This is a genomic window from Alkaliphilus serpentinus, assembly GCF_009017255.1.
Classification (GTDB): domain Bacteria; phylum Bacillota; class Clostridia; order Peptostreptococcales; family Natronincolaceae; genus Alkaliphilus_D; species Alkaliphilus_D serpentinus.
In genome coordinates, this window is record NZ_WBZB01000013.1 from 222,786 (window position 1) to 236,808 (window position 14,023).

At 35.5% G+C, this 14,023-nt stretch carries 13 protein-coding genes; 5 read left to right on the forward strand and 8 right to left on the reverse strand.

All coding sequences use genetic code 11. The annotated features are described in order from the left end of the window. Window positions 1-104: 104 nt before the first annotated feature. Together ggt and F8153_RS05090 are read right to left on the reverse strand one after the other, a co-directional pair. On the reverse strand, window positions 105-1,709 hold the full coding sequence (gene ggt / locus F8153_RS05085; RefSeq protein ID WP_151865279.1) for a gamma-glutamyltransferase: 1,605 nt from the start codon (window positions 1,707-1,709) through the stop codon (window positions 105-107). Between the two features lie 85 nt (window positions 1,710-1,794). Beyond that, the gene (locus F8153_RS05090) at window positions 1,795-2,778 is read right to left on the reverse strand and encodes a tocopherol cyclase family protein (protein WP_151865280.1); all 984 of its coding nucleotides are present in this window, start codon (window positions 2,776-2,778) and stop codon (window positions 1,795-1,797) included. A 247-nt stretch (window positions 2,779-3,025) separates the two neighbouring features. Here F8153_RS05090 and F8153_RS16390 point away from each other — a divergent pair, with 247 nt between their 5' ends. Next, window positions 3,026-4,675, forward strand: coding sequence for a sensor histidine kinase (locus F8153_RS16390; protein WP_243136899.1), 1,650 nt, complete (start codon window positions 3,026-3,028; stop codon window positions 4,673-4,675). Between the two features lie 278 nt (window positions 4,676-4,953). On the opposite strand, the gene F8153_RS05100 is transcribed toward F8153_RS16390, so the two are convergent. The 3 genes from F8153_RS05100 to gloA form a co-directional block, all read right to left on the reverse strand. Further along, entirely contained in the window at window positions 4,954-5,784 is an 831-nt protein-coding gene (locus tag F8153_RS05100) for a class I SAM-dependent methyltransferase (protein WP_151865281.1), read from the reverse strand. Window positions 5,785-5,814: 30 nt separating this feature from the next. After that, window positions 5,815-6,429, reverse strand: a complete 615-nt coding sequence (locus F8153_RS05105; RefSeq protein ID WP_151865282.1) for a nitroreductase family protein — start codon at window positions 6,427-6,429, stop codon at window positions 5,815-5,817. 495 nt (window positions 6,430-6,924) lie between these two features. Next, a complete protein-coding gene (gene gloA / locus F8153_RS05110; RefSeq protein WP_151865283.1) occupies window positions 6,925-7,305 on the reverse strand; it encodes a lactoylglutathione lyase in 381 nt (126 codons plus the stop codon). Window positions 7,306-7,603: 298 nt separating this feature from the next. On the opposite strand from gloA, the gene F8153_RS05115 reads away from it, so the two are divergent. Then, on the forward strand, window positions 7,604-8,500 hold the full coding sequence (locus tag F8153_RS05115) for an AraC family transcriptional regulator (protein WP_151865284.1): 897 nt from the start codon (window positions 7,604-7,606) through the stop codon (window positions 8,498-8,500). A 46-nt stretch (window positions 8,501-8,546) separates the two neighbouring features. On the opposite strand, the gene F8153_RS05120 is transcribed toward F8153_RS05115, so the two are convergent. Both F8153_RS05120 and F8153_RS05125 read right to left on the reverse strand, forming a co-directional pair. Next, entirely contained in the window at window positions 8,547-8,957 is a 411-nt protein-coding gene (locus F8153_RS05120; RefSeq protein ID WP_151865285.1) for an FMN-binding protein, read from the reverse strand. Continuing rightward, complete coding sequence (locus tag F8153_RS05125; protein ID WP_192929661.1) at window positions 8,950-9,552, reverse strand: TetR/AcrR family transcriptional regulator; 603 nt, start codon at window positions 9,550-9,552, stop codon at window positions 8,950-8,952. Before F8153_RS05125 ends, F8153_RS05120 begins: the two co-directional genes overlap by 8 nt. A 173-nt stretch (window positions 9,553-9,725) precedes the next feature. Here F8153_RS05125 and F8153_RS05130 point away from each other — a divergent pair, with 173 nt between their 5' ends. Then, complete coding sequence (locus F8153_RS05130) at window positions 9,726-11,720, forward strand: sensor domain-containing diguanylate cyclase/phosphohydrolase (RefSeq protein ID WP_151865287.1); 1,995 nt, start codon at window positions 9,726-9,728, stop codon at window positions 11,718-11,720. 44 nt (window positions 11,721-11,764) lie between these two features. On the opposite strand, the gene F8153_RS05135 is transcribed toward F8153_RS05130, so the two are convergent. After that, window positions 11,765-12,175 (reverse strand): DUF3842 family protein, encoded by a 411-nt coding sequence (locus F8153_RS05135; protein ID WP_151865288.1) that lies wholly within the window; start codon window positions 12,173-12,175, stop codon window positions 11,765-11,767. Between the two features lie 340 nt (window positions 12,176-12,515). Here F8153_RS05135 and F8153_RS05140 point away from each other — a divergent pair, with 340 nt between their 5' ends. Both F8153_RS05140 and F8153_RS05145 read left to right on the forward strand, forming a co-directional pair. After that, entirely contained in the window at window positions 12,516-13,208 is a 693-nt protein-coding gene (locus tag F8153_RS05140; RefSeq protein ID WP_192929662.1) for a metal ABC transporter ATP-binding protein, read from the forward strand. Further along, window positions 13,205-14,008 (forward strand): metal ABC transporter permease, encoded by an 804-nt coding sequence (locus F8153_RS05145; RefSeq protein WP_151865290.1) that lies wholly within the window; start codon window positions 13,205-13,207, stop codon window positions 14,006-14,008. Before F8153_RS05140 ends, F8153_RS05145 begins: the two co-directional genes overlap by 4 nt. The last annotated feature ends 15 nt before the right edge of the window (window positions 14,009-14,023 follow it).

Below are 14,023 nucleotides of genomic sequence, written 5' to 3' on the forward strand. Positions count from 1 at the left end.
CTGTAGATTCGAGGCACAAGAAAATCTAGAACCACAGCGTATTGCGATGAACCTACAAAATAAGGATTTTGAAATGAACTAATCACTCTTCTTATTCACTTGTTTTACCAAGCAGCAATTGCACCATCAGCCCTAGCCTCTGTTCCACCAACTAAGGAGCCCTCCTTAGTTTTCCAAATAATTTGACCTCTACCAAAGCCACCACTATTCCATTGCATCTTTACATCATGGCCCATTCTATGGAGGTTTTCAACATCTACTGTTGCCATATGCCCTTCAACTTCAACGGTTTTATCCGCCATCCACTGCCACCTAGGAGCATCTAAGGCCTCCTGTGGATTCATATGATAGTCAATTGTATTCATAATCACCTGTAAATGGCCCTGAGGTTGCATAAAGCCCCCCATAACTCCAAAGGGACCTATTGCTTCTCCTCCCTTGGTTAAAAAGCCAGGAATGATTGTGTGATAAGGCCGCTTACCAGGCATCAGCACATTCACGTGATCTTCTTCTAAGGTAAAGTTATGTCCCCTATTTTGAAGGCTTATTCCGGTATCTGGAACCACAACGCCAGATCCAAAGCCCATATAGTTACTCTGGATAAAGGATACCATATTTCCCTCACCATCGGCTGTTGCCAAATAAACAGTACCGCCCTTAGGTGGTTCACCAGCTGTAGGTTTAATGGCCTTTTCTCCTATGAGCTTACTTCTTTCCTTACCATAGGCCTCCGATAGCAAATCCCCCAGAGGCACCTTCAACCTACTACCATCGGTTATGTATTTATGTCCATCAGCAAAGGCCAGCTTCATGGCTTCAATTTGCTTATGATATACCTCATGGGATTTAGAAAAATCAATTTCCAAACCCTTTATAATATTTAATGCCATAAGGGCAATGATCCCTTGACCATTAGGTGGTATTTCCCACACCTCATAACCTTTATATTCTACATGGATTGGATCAACCCATTCTGATTGATGTTCTGCCAAATCCTCCTTTCGAAGGAAGCCGCCATTCTTTTTAGAATGATAGTCAATTTTTTCTGCCAGCTCCCCTTTATAAAAGGCTTCTCCCTTAGTCTCAGCAATTAGTCTGAGGGTATTGGCATGGTCAGGAGATCTCCATATTTCTCCTACAGAAGGAGTTTTACCCTCTGGTGCAAATACCTTTGCCCAGTTGTTGAAAAGCTCCTCTGGAAGAAGCTTTTGATATACCACATGGGCCCTTTCCCAATATTTAGCCACAATAGGAGCAACTGCATGGCCCTTTTCTGCATACTCAATGGCAGGAGCCAGCACCTCTGTTAAGGGTAGTTTTCCAAATTTCTCTGACAGTTCCGCCCATGCTGCCGGAGCCCCCGGAACCGTTACAGGAGTCCAACCGAATTTGGGAATTTCATCACCTAATTTTTTCACTGCTTCGACAGATATCTGTTTTGGAGCTCTACCGCTGCCATTTAACCCATGGAGCTTCCCCTTGGTCCATACCAAGGCAAAGGCATCTCCTCCAATTCCATTGGATGTGGGTTCTACAACGGTAAGGCAGGCTGCTGTTGCAATGGCTGCATCAATGGCATTACCGCCCTTCTTAATAATATCTAGGCCAGCTTGGGCAGCCAAGGGCTGAGAGGTTGCCACCATCCCTTTATGCCCATAAACAACATTTCTTCTAGATGGATAACTGTATCTTTGTGGATCAAAATTCATTTTGTCCTCCCCCTTCTATTTAGCAATTCTATTATTTCGTATATCTTAATATTATCATTCGATAGCTAAAAAATAAAGAAAAAAGTTACTTCTTGGGAATTAGCTCTTCAATATCCCCACATACTTCCATACCACTATTTAAACCCGTGGAGCTAAAGATTACTCTCCCCCCCTTTTCCAATAGCCTGACATCAAGAATTGAAGAAATACTTTCTTTTATCCTTCTATTCATCCCCTTAGGGGTTGGTGCCTGTAGGTTTCCCCCTTCAGTATATCCTCCATTAATATGTAACATATAGCTTTTATTTTCAATCTCAATATGAATTTTATCATCAATATAGGATATTTCTGAAACTCTACCACCATTGTAGGTTGCAAAGCTGTAAAGTTGATTATCAACATATATAAAGGATAAAAAACCTACAAAGCTATGGGCCATCCATGGTATTTTAGCAATTGAAACCATTAAAGATGCCTCTTCATTGTGAAAATTATTGGACTGCATCCAAATCCAAGAGGAGGGAAAGGATTTTCCCCAGTCCTTTTCAATATAGCCCTTCCCACCATTAAAATCCTGTAAATGATTATTTATTGTAAGGGATCCCTTCACTTGATGGTTTATACTCACGATTCCATGATAGCATTCCATAAAGGGTACAAAGGAGTACCAACCCATGATTCCTGGAGCTAAAAGCCTTTTGGGATAGTTGATGATATTGCTATATTTTAAGCTACCTCTACACTCAAAACTATCCTTTTTTATGTTTAAATCTATACCTTCCCTTGAAAATACGCTATCTCCAATCCTAATTTCTAGTTTATCTGTAGAGGCTTTAAACTCATTTATAGGGTAGGTAATATACCAGCTATCTCCCGTTATTCCATCTATAGCTTGGATAAAACAGTGATTATCTACATAATTCTTTGTTAGTGAAATTCCAGGAATAAAGCTCCAGCAGCAGCTTCCATCTTTTCCTGTATTTTTAAAATACCAGCCTTCAAAGTAAGGACCTCTTTTATGTAATCCTTGATAAACTTCTGGTTTCCAAAGCTTATTTAATCTATACATATGCTTTACCTATGCTCCTTTGATTTTTTTCTTTATCCCACCTTCCCTTAAATTTACCCATTAATCAGAAATTCTAAACTAAAATATCTTCTTGTAAAGGGTGGTTTTATTCCTATTGCAGCAACGCCACTTTTTTGAGACTACATATGGAGTTCTAGTAATAGGTTTAATTCGTAAAAAAGGATTATTCTCCCTTATCTAGAATAAAACAATTAACTTACTATTCTGAAATTAAGGAGCAAAAAAAATGGAAGAATCCTTATATCCTGCAGAAGAATTAAATCATAAGAATGATTCATTATTTCTAAAATCAGAATTAAACAAGGCAAAAAACTCCCTAAACCTTTCTAGAATCAAAACCATTACATTGATTTTGTTACTAGTTAATGTCATTATGCTTCATATTGATATCACAAAATTTATGAAGTTTTGGGGTGAAATCGTAAATTATAAGTACCTGTTTTTCTCTCATATACTCATAGTTGTTTTCCTGATATCATATCTCTGGATTAATAAAAATAGGCATCTGTTGATGATTTATCGTAAAAATCCTATTTTATTTGATAGAATCTTAATTTATATTTACATCAATATGGTTTTATTATGGTGTGTTTTTCTTGCTGTTAATGCACAGGGCACCCACAAACAGCTATCTGCCTATATAATTGGAATTTTTTGTTTGGCATCTGGATTAATTCAAAGCCCCTATGAAAGTGCACTTACCTACTTAACCAGCTTAATCGTTTTTATTTTATTATTATTCAAAATTAAATTAACTCCATTGGAGGTAAGTGGACATGTTATAAATGTTGCTTTTTTAATTGCATTGGGGATAGGTATTGCAAGAATAGGCTATTCATCCTTTGTTAATAGTATTAAACATAGAAGAATAATACAAAATCAGAATCTACAGCTCAAAAATTCTCAAAAACATCTAGAGGAAGCAGTCAAAGCAAAGACAGAAGAACTTACAATAGCAAATCAGAGTCTTCTCCATGAAATAGATTTAAGGCATGCAGCTGAAATCGCTGCCATAAAGGAAAAACTCTTATGTGAAGAAAAAAGCATGCTATTGGAGGAAGCTAGGGAGTATGAAGCCTTAAGAAACCATTTTTTAGCCAATATATCCCATGAACTAAGAACCCCATTAAATGTAATTTTATCAGCCCAACAAATAATACATTCCATAATTCATAACGATGGAGTTGAAGGAAATAAAATAAATAAAATACTACGCCATAACAACACCATCAAACAGAATTGCTTTAGATTAATAAGGTTACTTAATAACATAATCGATATTACCAAAATTGATATAGGTTCCTTGTCTTTGGATGTTCATAACCATAATATTGTTCAGGTGGTTGAAGATATTACTCTATCAGTTGTAACATTTGCTGAGGCAAAAAACATCAGTATCATCTTTGATACAGAAGTTGAAGAGTGTTTGGTTGCATGTGATCCAGAGAAAATTGAAAGGATCATGCTAAACCTTTTATCTAATGCCATAAAATTTACTCCATCAGAGGGGTATATATATGTAAACATATATATTCAGGCTAACATGGTAGTTATCTCCGTTAAGGATACTGGCATGGGAATTCCATATGAAATGCATGATAAGGTTTTTCAAAGATTTGTACAGGTTGACAGTTCAATGAAAAGAAGGCAAGAAGGCAGTGGCATTGGTCTATCACTAGTTAAGCTTTTAGTTGAACTTCACAATGGCAGTATCAGGTTAGTAAGTGCTTTAGGTAAGGGCAGTGAATTTATTATAGAACTCCCTATTACAATTATAGATGATACTCAAATCACCAGCAACATAAAGGCTTCTGATGCTACCAACAATGATAAAATCGAAAGGGTTACTATCGAGTTTTCTGACATCTATTTTTAAAGAAAAAAGCTGTAAAAATTACAGCTTGAGGTTATCGAAAAACCCCTATATTTTAAAACTGAGAAATTGGCTCTCGGTCAAAAGGCAGGATGAACTCAAAAATCACAGGTATTTTCAAAACTCACCTTCGGCTCAGACATTGAAAATACTATTCTGTAATTTTCTCGTTCTTTTATTCTTATCTCCGCAGATTTCTCATTATTTAAGAATATAGGTGTTTAATTACAGTTTTATACTTTTTCGATGGTCTGAAGCTGTAAAAATTACAGCTTTTTTTTCTACTTTGTTGTTACTATACAAATTGTTTTAGATTCCTCATCAAAGGGTTTACCAGCTACATCTGAAAAAAATTCTATTGAACCGAAGCCTGCATCTTTCATCTCTTTTTTAAGGTCTTCTTTTGAAAAGCAGTGTTCAAAAACTCTTATCACCTCAACATCACCGTTAATATCTACTAGAACATGCTGATCTAATCTAGTATTTTTATCATATATGAAGTGGGACTCTAAGCATAGGTAGGTATCTGGTCGCCAAAATCCTCCTCCTTCCTCCATATACCAAATATTCGATTCTTTCTTACTATCAAAGAATTTCGGACTAAAAACATCTAAAATAAACTTTCCACCTTTTTTCAGGGCCTTGTAAACCTTTTTTAGCAAAAGGGACCTTTGACTAGGGTTTAAAACTCCATAATCACAATAGATTAGTATAATTACATCAAACTCATTTTCATAATCTATATCTAGGTAATTCTGATAGATATATTTAATGGCATCCCCCCTTTCTACAGCCTTCTCTGTAGCATAGGCTACAGATCTTTTAGAATAATCGATTCCTGTGATGGAATATCCCTTTTTAACGAATCTTTCGGCATATAACCCTGGACCACATCCTAAGTCCAAGAACTGATTATATACATTAGCTGGAGCTATTTTTCCTATCCACTCGACAGATAGATCCATAAATTCATAGGATCTACTGGCTCCAGTTTCAGGATCTAGGTGGGACTCCAGCATTCCCTTTGAGATATGCTCATCATCCCAGAATTTTGTAGTGCTAGGTGCATATAGGTCTGGTTTCTTTAAATACTCAAAAATCTTCTTTATCATGATAATACATCCTTTCTTTTTAAATCTATTTTATTTGTTTTGCTTCCAGTCATCATAGAATAAGATTTCGCCAAGGGTTTTTCTATAAATTTCCCTTGGCTCCTCAGCAGGATAGCCCATAGGCATTAGGAAGAGACATGCTACATTCTCGGGCAAATTCAGAATTTTACTAGACCTTCTAACATCCAAATAACCCACCCAGCAGGTTCCAAGTCCTCTATTGGCTGCCGCCAGAGCAATATGCTCTCCCGGTATTAAAGGAACAGCGTTGCACCAGAAGGTGGCTGCCATTTTTCTATCAGAGTATTGATTCATATACTCAATAAAGTCTTCACCAAATCTAGTATGGTTCACCACCACTCCAAAATCATCCTTGGGTAGCTTTGACATATCATTATCAAGCCTAGCACAGCAAGCGATAATAACAGGTGCTTCAGCAATCCAGCTTTGATTTCCAGCAGCCTGTGCTAGCTGTTTTTTCTTTTCTTCATCCTTTATTACACCGAAAAGCCAGCTCTGAGAATCTCCTCCAGAGGGGGCATATCTTGCTGAATCTAAGATTTCTTCTAAAATTTCCTCTTTTATTGGCTTGGTAAGATAGCTTCTAATTGATCTTCTTTGTTTGATAGCTTCCATTAATTCCATTAAACAAAACCTTCCTTCTAAAGTATTGTAGCAAAATGATTGAGTTGATAAAAAAAAGGAGCCGATAGATTTTACTCTACGGCTCCTTATAAAACAGGTTTACCATCTAGAGATCAAAGAGTAAAATCTAAATTGAAAATTAGCCACGACAAAAAAATGTTTATTAAAACAGACTTGTCAACCAATTAAATTCAATTTATGATTTTATCCTTCATCTCCATGCTTCACTTATGTATTTGATTGATTACATCAAGTGTTGCCCGACAGCATTCCACCCTTCATTTCTCGAATCATATTGCTACAATTAAATCATACTAAATCACCCTATATTTGTCAACTCTATTGCAATATCATCACCTTCTAATCGTGATGGGTGTTCAGCATTTCATTTTCGACATTTCATCTCATCATTTATAAAGGATTTACGTCTTAAGTAAGGTTGGGTTCAAATAGTAAAGCCTCCCATTATAAAGGAGGCTTTACTAAAGAAGATCGTTACGCCCTAATAATTTCCACATCATAGCCATCTGGATCAGCAACAAAATAATATCGTGGCGGGCTCCCTGGCAACCCCATTAGCTTCGTTACTTTGTAGCCCATTTTTTCATGTCTATCTCTAGAAGCTTCTAAATCCTCTACAGACACGGCAATATGACTAAAGCCATTTCCGATGACATAGGGCTTTTCAGGATTATAATTGTAAGTTAATTCAATCTCAAAATTTTTGTTCCCATCACTTAAAAAAACCAAAGTAAACTCATGCTCTGGAAAATCCTTTCTTCTTGTTTCGATTAGTCCTAGGGCCTCCTTATAAAACTTTAAAGATTTCTCTAAGTCCATAACTCGAATACATGTATGTAGCAATTTATACTTCATTATCATATCCCTCCCTAAGATTTATCTTAATTATACCAAATTATGCAAGCTAATAAACTAAGATATGGAATTTTATAAGCATTAAATTGCCAGGGGATTAATTCCACATATTACTATATAATTCGACATCTAATCAGAATTCTCTATAAACGAGTAAGAGCCTTATTTTCATAAGGCCCTTACACATTTAGTTTAAATGTTAAAATTTATTGGTTAATCCCAATTCCCCAAAATTATTATATAATATATATAAAATTATTAATTAACAAAAATTGCTCTCTTTTGCGAGGTATATATTATGACAACAACAAGCTTATATTCTAGTGTAGAAAATTTAATTAATTATATTGAGGATCATATTGAAGGTGATCTTACATTGGAATCGCTATCTAGTTCTTTTTGCATTTCTAAGTTTCATTTAATAAGGATATTTAAAAACCTTACCAACTTTACAATGATGGAGTATGTCAAATCTAGAAAGCTGGCTTGTAGCTTGTATGAGCTGTTATATACTGACATGAAGGTAATTGATATTGCATTAAAGTACCACTTTAACTATGAACAGAGTTACATACGGGCCTTTAAAAAGGAGTTTGGTATTACACCAGCAAAATTTCGCAATAATCAAATTCCAGTAAAAATAGTTGATAGGATAAATCTTGATTTTTGTACCTCTATTGATGATGGAATTCTATTTCAACCTCAATATATTGTACGTCCTGAAATGAAGCTTGTTGGTGTAAAAGATATTATTAAGCTTAAGGACAAGTATGTAAAAAATTTAGCCAACAGTAGAGGGGTAAATTTTTTCCATAATCAGCGTATTCATATTAAAAATACTCTTAATCCCCACATTTATATAGGTCTTACTAGGCTGGTTGATCATTCAGCTGATTATACATACTATATGCCGTCGGTTGAAGTCAACTCCTTTGAAGATATACCAAAAGGTATGTTCTATGACACTCTCCCCAGCTGTAAATATGCTGTTTTTCATTATATCGGTAGACATCACGCTGAGTATATTTCCCTACATACAATGAAGGCATTATACGACTATATCTATTCAACTTGGATACCAGCAAACAATTATGATTTTATACGAGAAGGCGGCTTCCGATTTGAAGAAATTGATAGCACTATAACCTCCAATGATTACTGCGAAGCAAAAATTTATTTACCCTTCAAATTATAAACCATAATAGAATTAGCGCCACCTTAATCAAAGTTGGCGCTAATTTTTATTGAACTAACGCCTTTTCAATAGCCTTTAGGATGATTTTACTGCTTCCCGTCGCCCCTGAAATGGCATCCACCTGAAGACTTTGTTTTTGGATGACGCTATTTACAATTGCCTCCGCCTTCTTACCAAAGCCACTACTTTTGTGATTTATGATTTTAATAGCAGTAATTATACCTTTTTCTACAGTTACGTCTACTGCTGCACCAACCATCTCGTCGAAATCAAATTCTCCAGAATATGTACCATCTTCAACACCGGTTAAATCAATACTGTTCATTTCAATTTTACTCACTTCATCACTAAATTCCTTTAGCTTACTACGTAAACCTATGTAAAACACTGCTGCAACTCCTACAATTACACATAAAGTTCCAATAACAACCCTTTTTAATGTTTTTCCATTATTCATAATTCTTCACCTCATTATTATTTAATAGAAACTCTATTTCCTTCTCTATAACCTGTAAAACAAAGTCAAGGTCTTGATTCTCATTTGGTCTATTCAGATAGAATAATAGCTTTCCATGAATACTTGCTCCCATTAGCTCTAACAATAAATCTATGGAGTTTTTCTGAAGATATCCTTTTTTTGAGGATTCGTTGAGGTTATCTAAGATCAGACGGCTGATCGAGGGTCTTTTACTTAACTCCTCTGGAATTTTGCCTAAATCTTCAAGGTAAACCAGTTTAAATATTTCAGGATTTTCTGCAAAATACTTAAAGAATTCTATATTATAAATAATTAGTTGTTCCTTACAATCCCACTTATCATCTTTAAAGGTAATGACATGCTCATAGCAATCCTCTAAAAAATCAAATGCACAATAGGTTAACAGTGTATTCATATCCTTGAAGTAGTTATATATTGTAGCATAGGAGTATCCTGCAGTTTCTCCCACCCTTCTGGCAGTAATATTCTTTATTCCTTCGGTTTTTATGATTTCTTTAGCTGCATCTATAAAAAACCTCATAATCCTTTGTTTTTGTAAATTTCTTTTATTCATTGTCATCATTCCTATTCTTTAATTAACATCGTTAATTTTATTAACATTGTTAAGTATATTATCTATTCTTTCATTAGTCAACTAAAATTTTATAGAGTGGATATTTGTCGACTATTGAAGGATTTTCTCTAGATTAGTAGAAAGTATTAATAGTTTTAAAATTTTAGTATTGTATGGAGGAGAGTCAGGATAAAGTGAATAGCTACGATTTCAAGAAAGAAATTGACGATTTATCAAAAGTGCTACAGTTGATTCCAGAATACAATTTTAATTATAGATTCCCAATAGATGAAAAAGACCACCTTTTTACCCTAAAGGAAGTCTTAAACTATATCTTAGATTCAATGTTGATTTCTATCAAGAAATCAAGTGCCTCCTTAGAGCAGCTTAGTATTTCCAATAAAGAACTTGAAAAGGCATATAAAATAATTGAAAAAAGCGATATTGTTGTCTTTGAATGGACCTTAACACTTGATATTCCGACAAAATTTGTTACAAATAATATATCAAGATTTGGCTACACTCCTGAGGATTTTTATACTGGAGAACTAAAGGATTATTGGAATTTTCTTTATAAGGAAGATGTAGAGAAAACGAAAGAAAGAGTATATCACGCAAGAAAAATGGGTATGGATGAGTTCAAGCATTCCTATAGAGTTATCTGTAAAAACAAAGAAATTCGTTGGGTTGAAGAATGGTTAATACTAGAAAGAGATGAATCAGGTTTACCCGTATCTGAAAAGGGGATTTTAAGAGACATCACTCAACAAAAGGTATTAGCCGATAAGCTTAAGGAAAGCGAAGAAAGGTATAGAAGTCTATATGAAAATGCCGCAGCTGTAATATACACCTATAGTCTGGATGGGTATATAACCTCTGCCAATAACGCTTGTTTAAAATTATTGGGTTATTCTAGAGAAGAGTTGATTGGTAAGCACATTGAGGAGTTAATAGTTCATACTTCAGATGAAGTTCCCAGTTACATAAACTATGCTGTAGATAATCTTGAAAAACCCATAGAGATAGATGTTATGAATAAGCATCATGAAAAAATTGTACTTGAAACTTATAATAGCTTAATTTACAAAGATGGCAGCCCTTATGAAATTCAAGGTGTAGCCCAAAACATTACCTCCAGAAAAAGAGCTGAGGAAAAAATTGTTCATATGAGCTATCACGACAAGCTTACAGGCCTTTTTAATAGAGCCTACTTTGATGAAATCATTAAAGCCCTTGATGAGGAAGAAGCGTATCCATTAACTATAATCATCGGAGATATCAACGGCTTAAAGCTCGCCAACGATGCCTTTGGCCACAAGGCTGGAGATGAATTGCTAAAAAAAATAGCGGATATTCTTCTTATGGCCTGTAGAAAAAATGATATTATTACAAGATTAGGTGGAGACGAGTTCACAATCGTGTTGCCTAACACAGATGAATTGGTTGCAAAAAGAATCTGTGATAGAATAAGAGATCTTTGCAAGAGGGATAAGTCCTCTGTAATTCAACCCAGTATAGCCCTTGGCTACGCCTCGAAGACTTCAAAGAATTGTACCTTAGATATGCTTATTAAAGAAGCAGATGATAGAATGTATAAGAATAAGCTAAATGAAAGTAAAAGTATACGGAGTTCAATAATCTCTTCATTACAGGCTACCCTCGAAGAAAAAACCTTCGAAACCAAGGAGCATGGAGAGCGGATTAAGGTATTGTCTTTAAAATTAGGGAAAGAGATTGGCCTTTCCGACAATCAACTGGATGAGTTAAGCTTAGCAGCCGTAATGCATGATATTGGGAAGATAGGAATTCCTGACAGTATATTATCTAAAGCTGGAGACCTTACAGAGGAAGAATGGAAAATCATGAAAAGACACACCGAGATAGGATACCAAATTTTGATGTCATCAACCAATATGGTTACAATAGGAGAATATGTTCTAGCCCATCATGAACGGTGGGATGGTATGGGTTATCCTAGGGGATTAAAGGGCCCAGAAATTCCTGTTATATCTAGAATAATCACATTAATTGACGCCTACGATGTCATGCTTCACAACAGACCCTATTCTCCATGTAAAACCAAAGAAGAAGCTATAGAAGAAATAAAAAGATGTACAGGGAGTCAGTTTGACCCTCAACTAGTGGAAACCTTCTTAAAAATCATATAATATTTAAAAGAGTCAGATTAAGGAATTCCTTCTCTGACTCTTTATTACTGGATTAACTCTTTAATTTTGTCTAAGGCACAATCTAAATGATATTGTAAAGATTCATCTGCAACCCCAGTTACAAAGATATTACACTTGTTAAAGGGAATGAGAATTTTCGTTGCTGAGCTTTGAGAAATTGCATTGGCCATCGACGGAGTAAGCTCACCTAGCATAGAGTTTGCCGATATGATCCCTATTGGTCCCATAATTACATCTACTCTATCGGCATTAAAAATTATAGGATTTTCTCCGGTTGCACCTTCATCGGCACCAGCCTTAAGCATGTTGGATGTAGCCATGGTATTGGTTCCAAAGGCTTGAATATGTAGGGTTTTGTTACCCAGGCTTTTGACTCTTTCAATAAGGGCTCTTCCTATACCTCCACCTTGTCCATCTATTACGGCAATTTTCATATAAAAACCTCCCCTAAATACGATCAATACAATTATATCAGAAAATCTTAATAAATATAACCATCTATAAGGTTTCATCAAAATGATACCCAATGTGAATAGCCATATAAACGTTGACTTTTTAATGCTTTACTGCTATAATTACTGATATTAGAGATGAACTCTATATAGCATATATGAATATATGTACATAGTAAAGCAAATAAGCTTTGTATAAATGAATAGCGAATGTATTGAATCATGAAGATTCGTAGCTTGTAGAGAATTGGCTACTTTTACTTCATGTTTTTTTATGTTTTATTTCAAAGCTTCTAAATATCTAAAGAAAGGGTTTGGTTTCATGGAAAATGCCATTGAATTGCGGGATTTAACAATGGGCTATGGCAATCATACAATACTTCGAAACCTTTATTTAAATATAAAGGTAGGAGAGTTTGTATCCATTTTTGGAGAGAACGGCGCAGGCAAAACCACCCTCTTTAAGGGCATCCTACAACTATTGCCCATTATGAAGGGAAATATTAAAATCTTTAATGTAGATGTTACAAAGAGCAATGAAAAAACCTGGCTTCGCTCACAAATTGGATATGTACCCCAAAGACATAATCAAGGTAATTTTCCCATAACGGTTTTTGAAGCAACCCTTTTAGGAAGATGGGGATCATCCTTTTCATACTTTAAAAAGCCCTCTGCAGAGGACAAGGAAGTTGCAAAAGACATCCTTCAGCTTGTTGATTTAAGTCATCTGAGTCACCAGGACTGCAGAAGGCTATCGGGAGGACAAATTCAAAGGTTAAACATCGCTAGAGCATTGGCCAGACACCCCCGAATCCTATTATTAGATGAGCCAAATACCCATTTAGATATAGAATCTCAGCAGAAGCTGGATAATATCCTTCATAGTATTCGAAAGGAATACCACCTATCGATTTTAATGATTAGCCATGATCAGCTTCATACTCGAAGGGTAAGTGATAGAGTGGTTCATTTAAGGAATGGGACATTTCAAAAGGATTTGGAGCTGGTTATATGACTCTATTGGAATTCTTCAAAGTACCCATCTTTCAAAGGGCTCTAATAGGAGCAATCATAGCTGGGGGTACAATATCCCTATTGGGAATCGTTATTGTAGTGTTTAACATGACCACCCTACGATTTGCCCTAATGCATTTTGGCCTCCTTGGAGGAGCTATTGGATTATCCCTAGGGGCCAATCCATTAACAGCGGCAATTACTGCTATTGCCATTGGATCTCTACTGTTTGGCCCCCTTTCGGACAAGTTCAAACTGGATACAGGCATCATTGGCGGTTTTTTCATGACGGGAAGTATTGCAGTTGCTTTTTTGCTCTTTTACAAGGCTGGTGTTCCCGCTTTAGATGTCTTTTCATTATTCACCGGTAGTATATTAACCTTAACCAATAGTGATATAGTCTTTGTTGCAGTTTTAGGCTTAATAATCTTAACTACCTATTTTACCTTTTTTAGAGAAATTCAATTAATTTTTTACGATGCAGAACAGGCAGAATGGTTGGGGGTTCCTGCTCAGAAAATCCGTAATGGACTCTTATTTTTAACAGGGCTTGCCATTGGCGTGGCAATGAAGATTGTTGGAGCCCTACTGATTGATGCCTTAATCCTTTTATCAGCCATGGCAGCCATGAGGATTGCAAAAAACTTTAAGCAGTTATTGGTTATAACATCTTTACTTGGAATGCTAACTACCACCGGAGGTTTATTATTATCGATGGTAATGGATTTACCAACGGGAGCAACCATTACATTAACAGGAGTTACATTTTTATTAATAAGTATCATGATTCCAACAAAATAAAAAAAAACATCTAGG

What these genes read in the sequence shown, in the direction of transcription:
- F8153_RS05090 (WP_151865280.1), bottom strand. Translation starts at nt 2,778, where the DNA reads ATGTATAGATTAAATAAGCTTTGGAAACCAGAAGTTTATCAAGGATTA.
- F8153_RS05135 (WP_151865288.1), bottom strand. Translation starts at nt 12,175, where the DNA reads ATGAAAATTGCCGTAATAGATGGACAAGGTGGAGGTATAGGAAGAGCC.
- F8153_RS05125 (WP_192929661.1), bottom strand. Translation starts at nt 9,552, where the DNA reads ATGAATAAAAGAAATTTACAAAAACAAAGGATTATGAGGTTTTTTATA.
- F8153_RS05115 (WP_151865284.1), top strand. Translation starts at nt 7,604, where the DNA reads ATGACAACAACAAGCTTATATTCTAGTGTAGAAAATTTAATTAATTAT.
- F8153_RS16390 (WP_243136899.1), top strand. Translation starts at nt 3,026, where the DNA reads ATGGAAGAATCCTTATATCCTGCAGAAGAATTAAATCATAAGAATGAT.
- F8153_RS05145 (WP_151865290.1), top strand. Translation starts at nt 13,205, where the DNA reads ATGACTCTATTGGAATTCTTCAAAGTACCCATCTTTCAAAGGGCTCTA.
- F8153_RS05105 (WP_151865282.1), bottom strand. Translation starts at nt 6,429, where the DNA reads ATGGAATTAATGGAAGCTATCAAACAAAGAAGATCAATTAGAAGCTAT.
- F8153_RS05120 (WP_151865285.1), bottom strand. Translation starts at nt 8,957, where the DNA reads ATGAATAATGGAAAAACATTAAAAAGGGTTGTTATTGGAACTTTATGT.
- gloA (WP_151865283.1), bottom strand. Translation starts at nt 7,305, where the DNA reads ATGAAGTATAAATTGCTACATACATGTATTCGAGTTATGGACTTAGAG.
- F8153_RS05140 (WP_192929662.1), top strand. Translation starts at nt 12,516, where the DNA reads ATGGAAAATGCCATTGAATTGCGGGATTTAACAATGGGCTATGGCAAT.
- F8153_RS05100 (WP_151865281.1), bottom strand. Translation starts at nt 5,784, where the DNA reads ATGATAAAGAAGATTTTTGAGTATTTAAAGAAACCAGACCTATATGCA.
- F8153_RS05130 (WP_151865287.1), top strand. Translation starts at nt 9,726, where the DNA reads ATGGAGGAGAGTCAGGATAAAGTGAATAGCTACGATTTCAAGAAAGAA.
- ggt (WP_151865279.1), bottom strand. Translation starts at nt 1,709, where the DNA reads ATGAATTTTGATCCACAAAGATACAGTTATCCATCTAGAAGAAATGTT.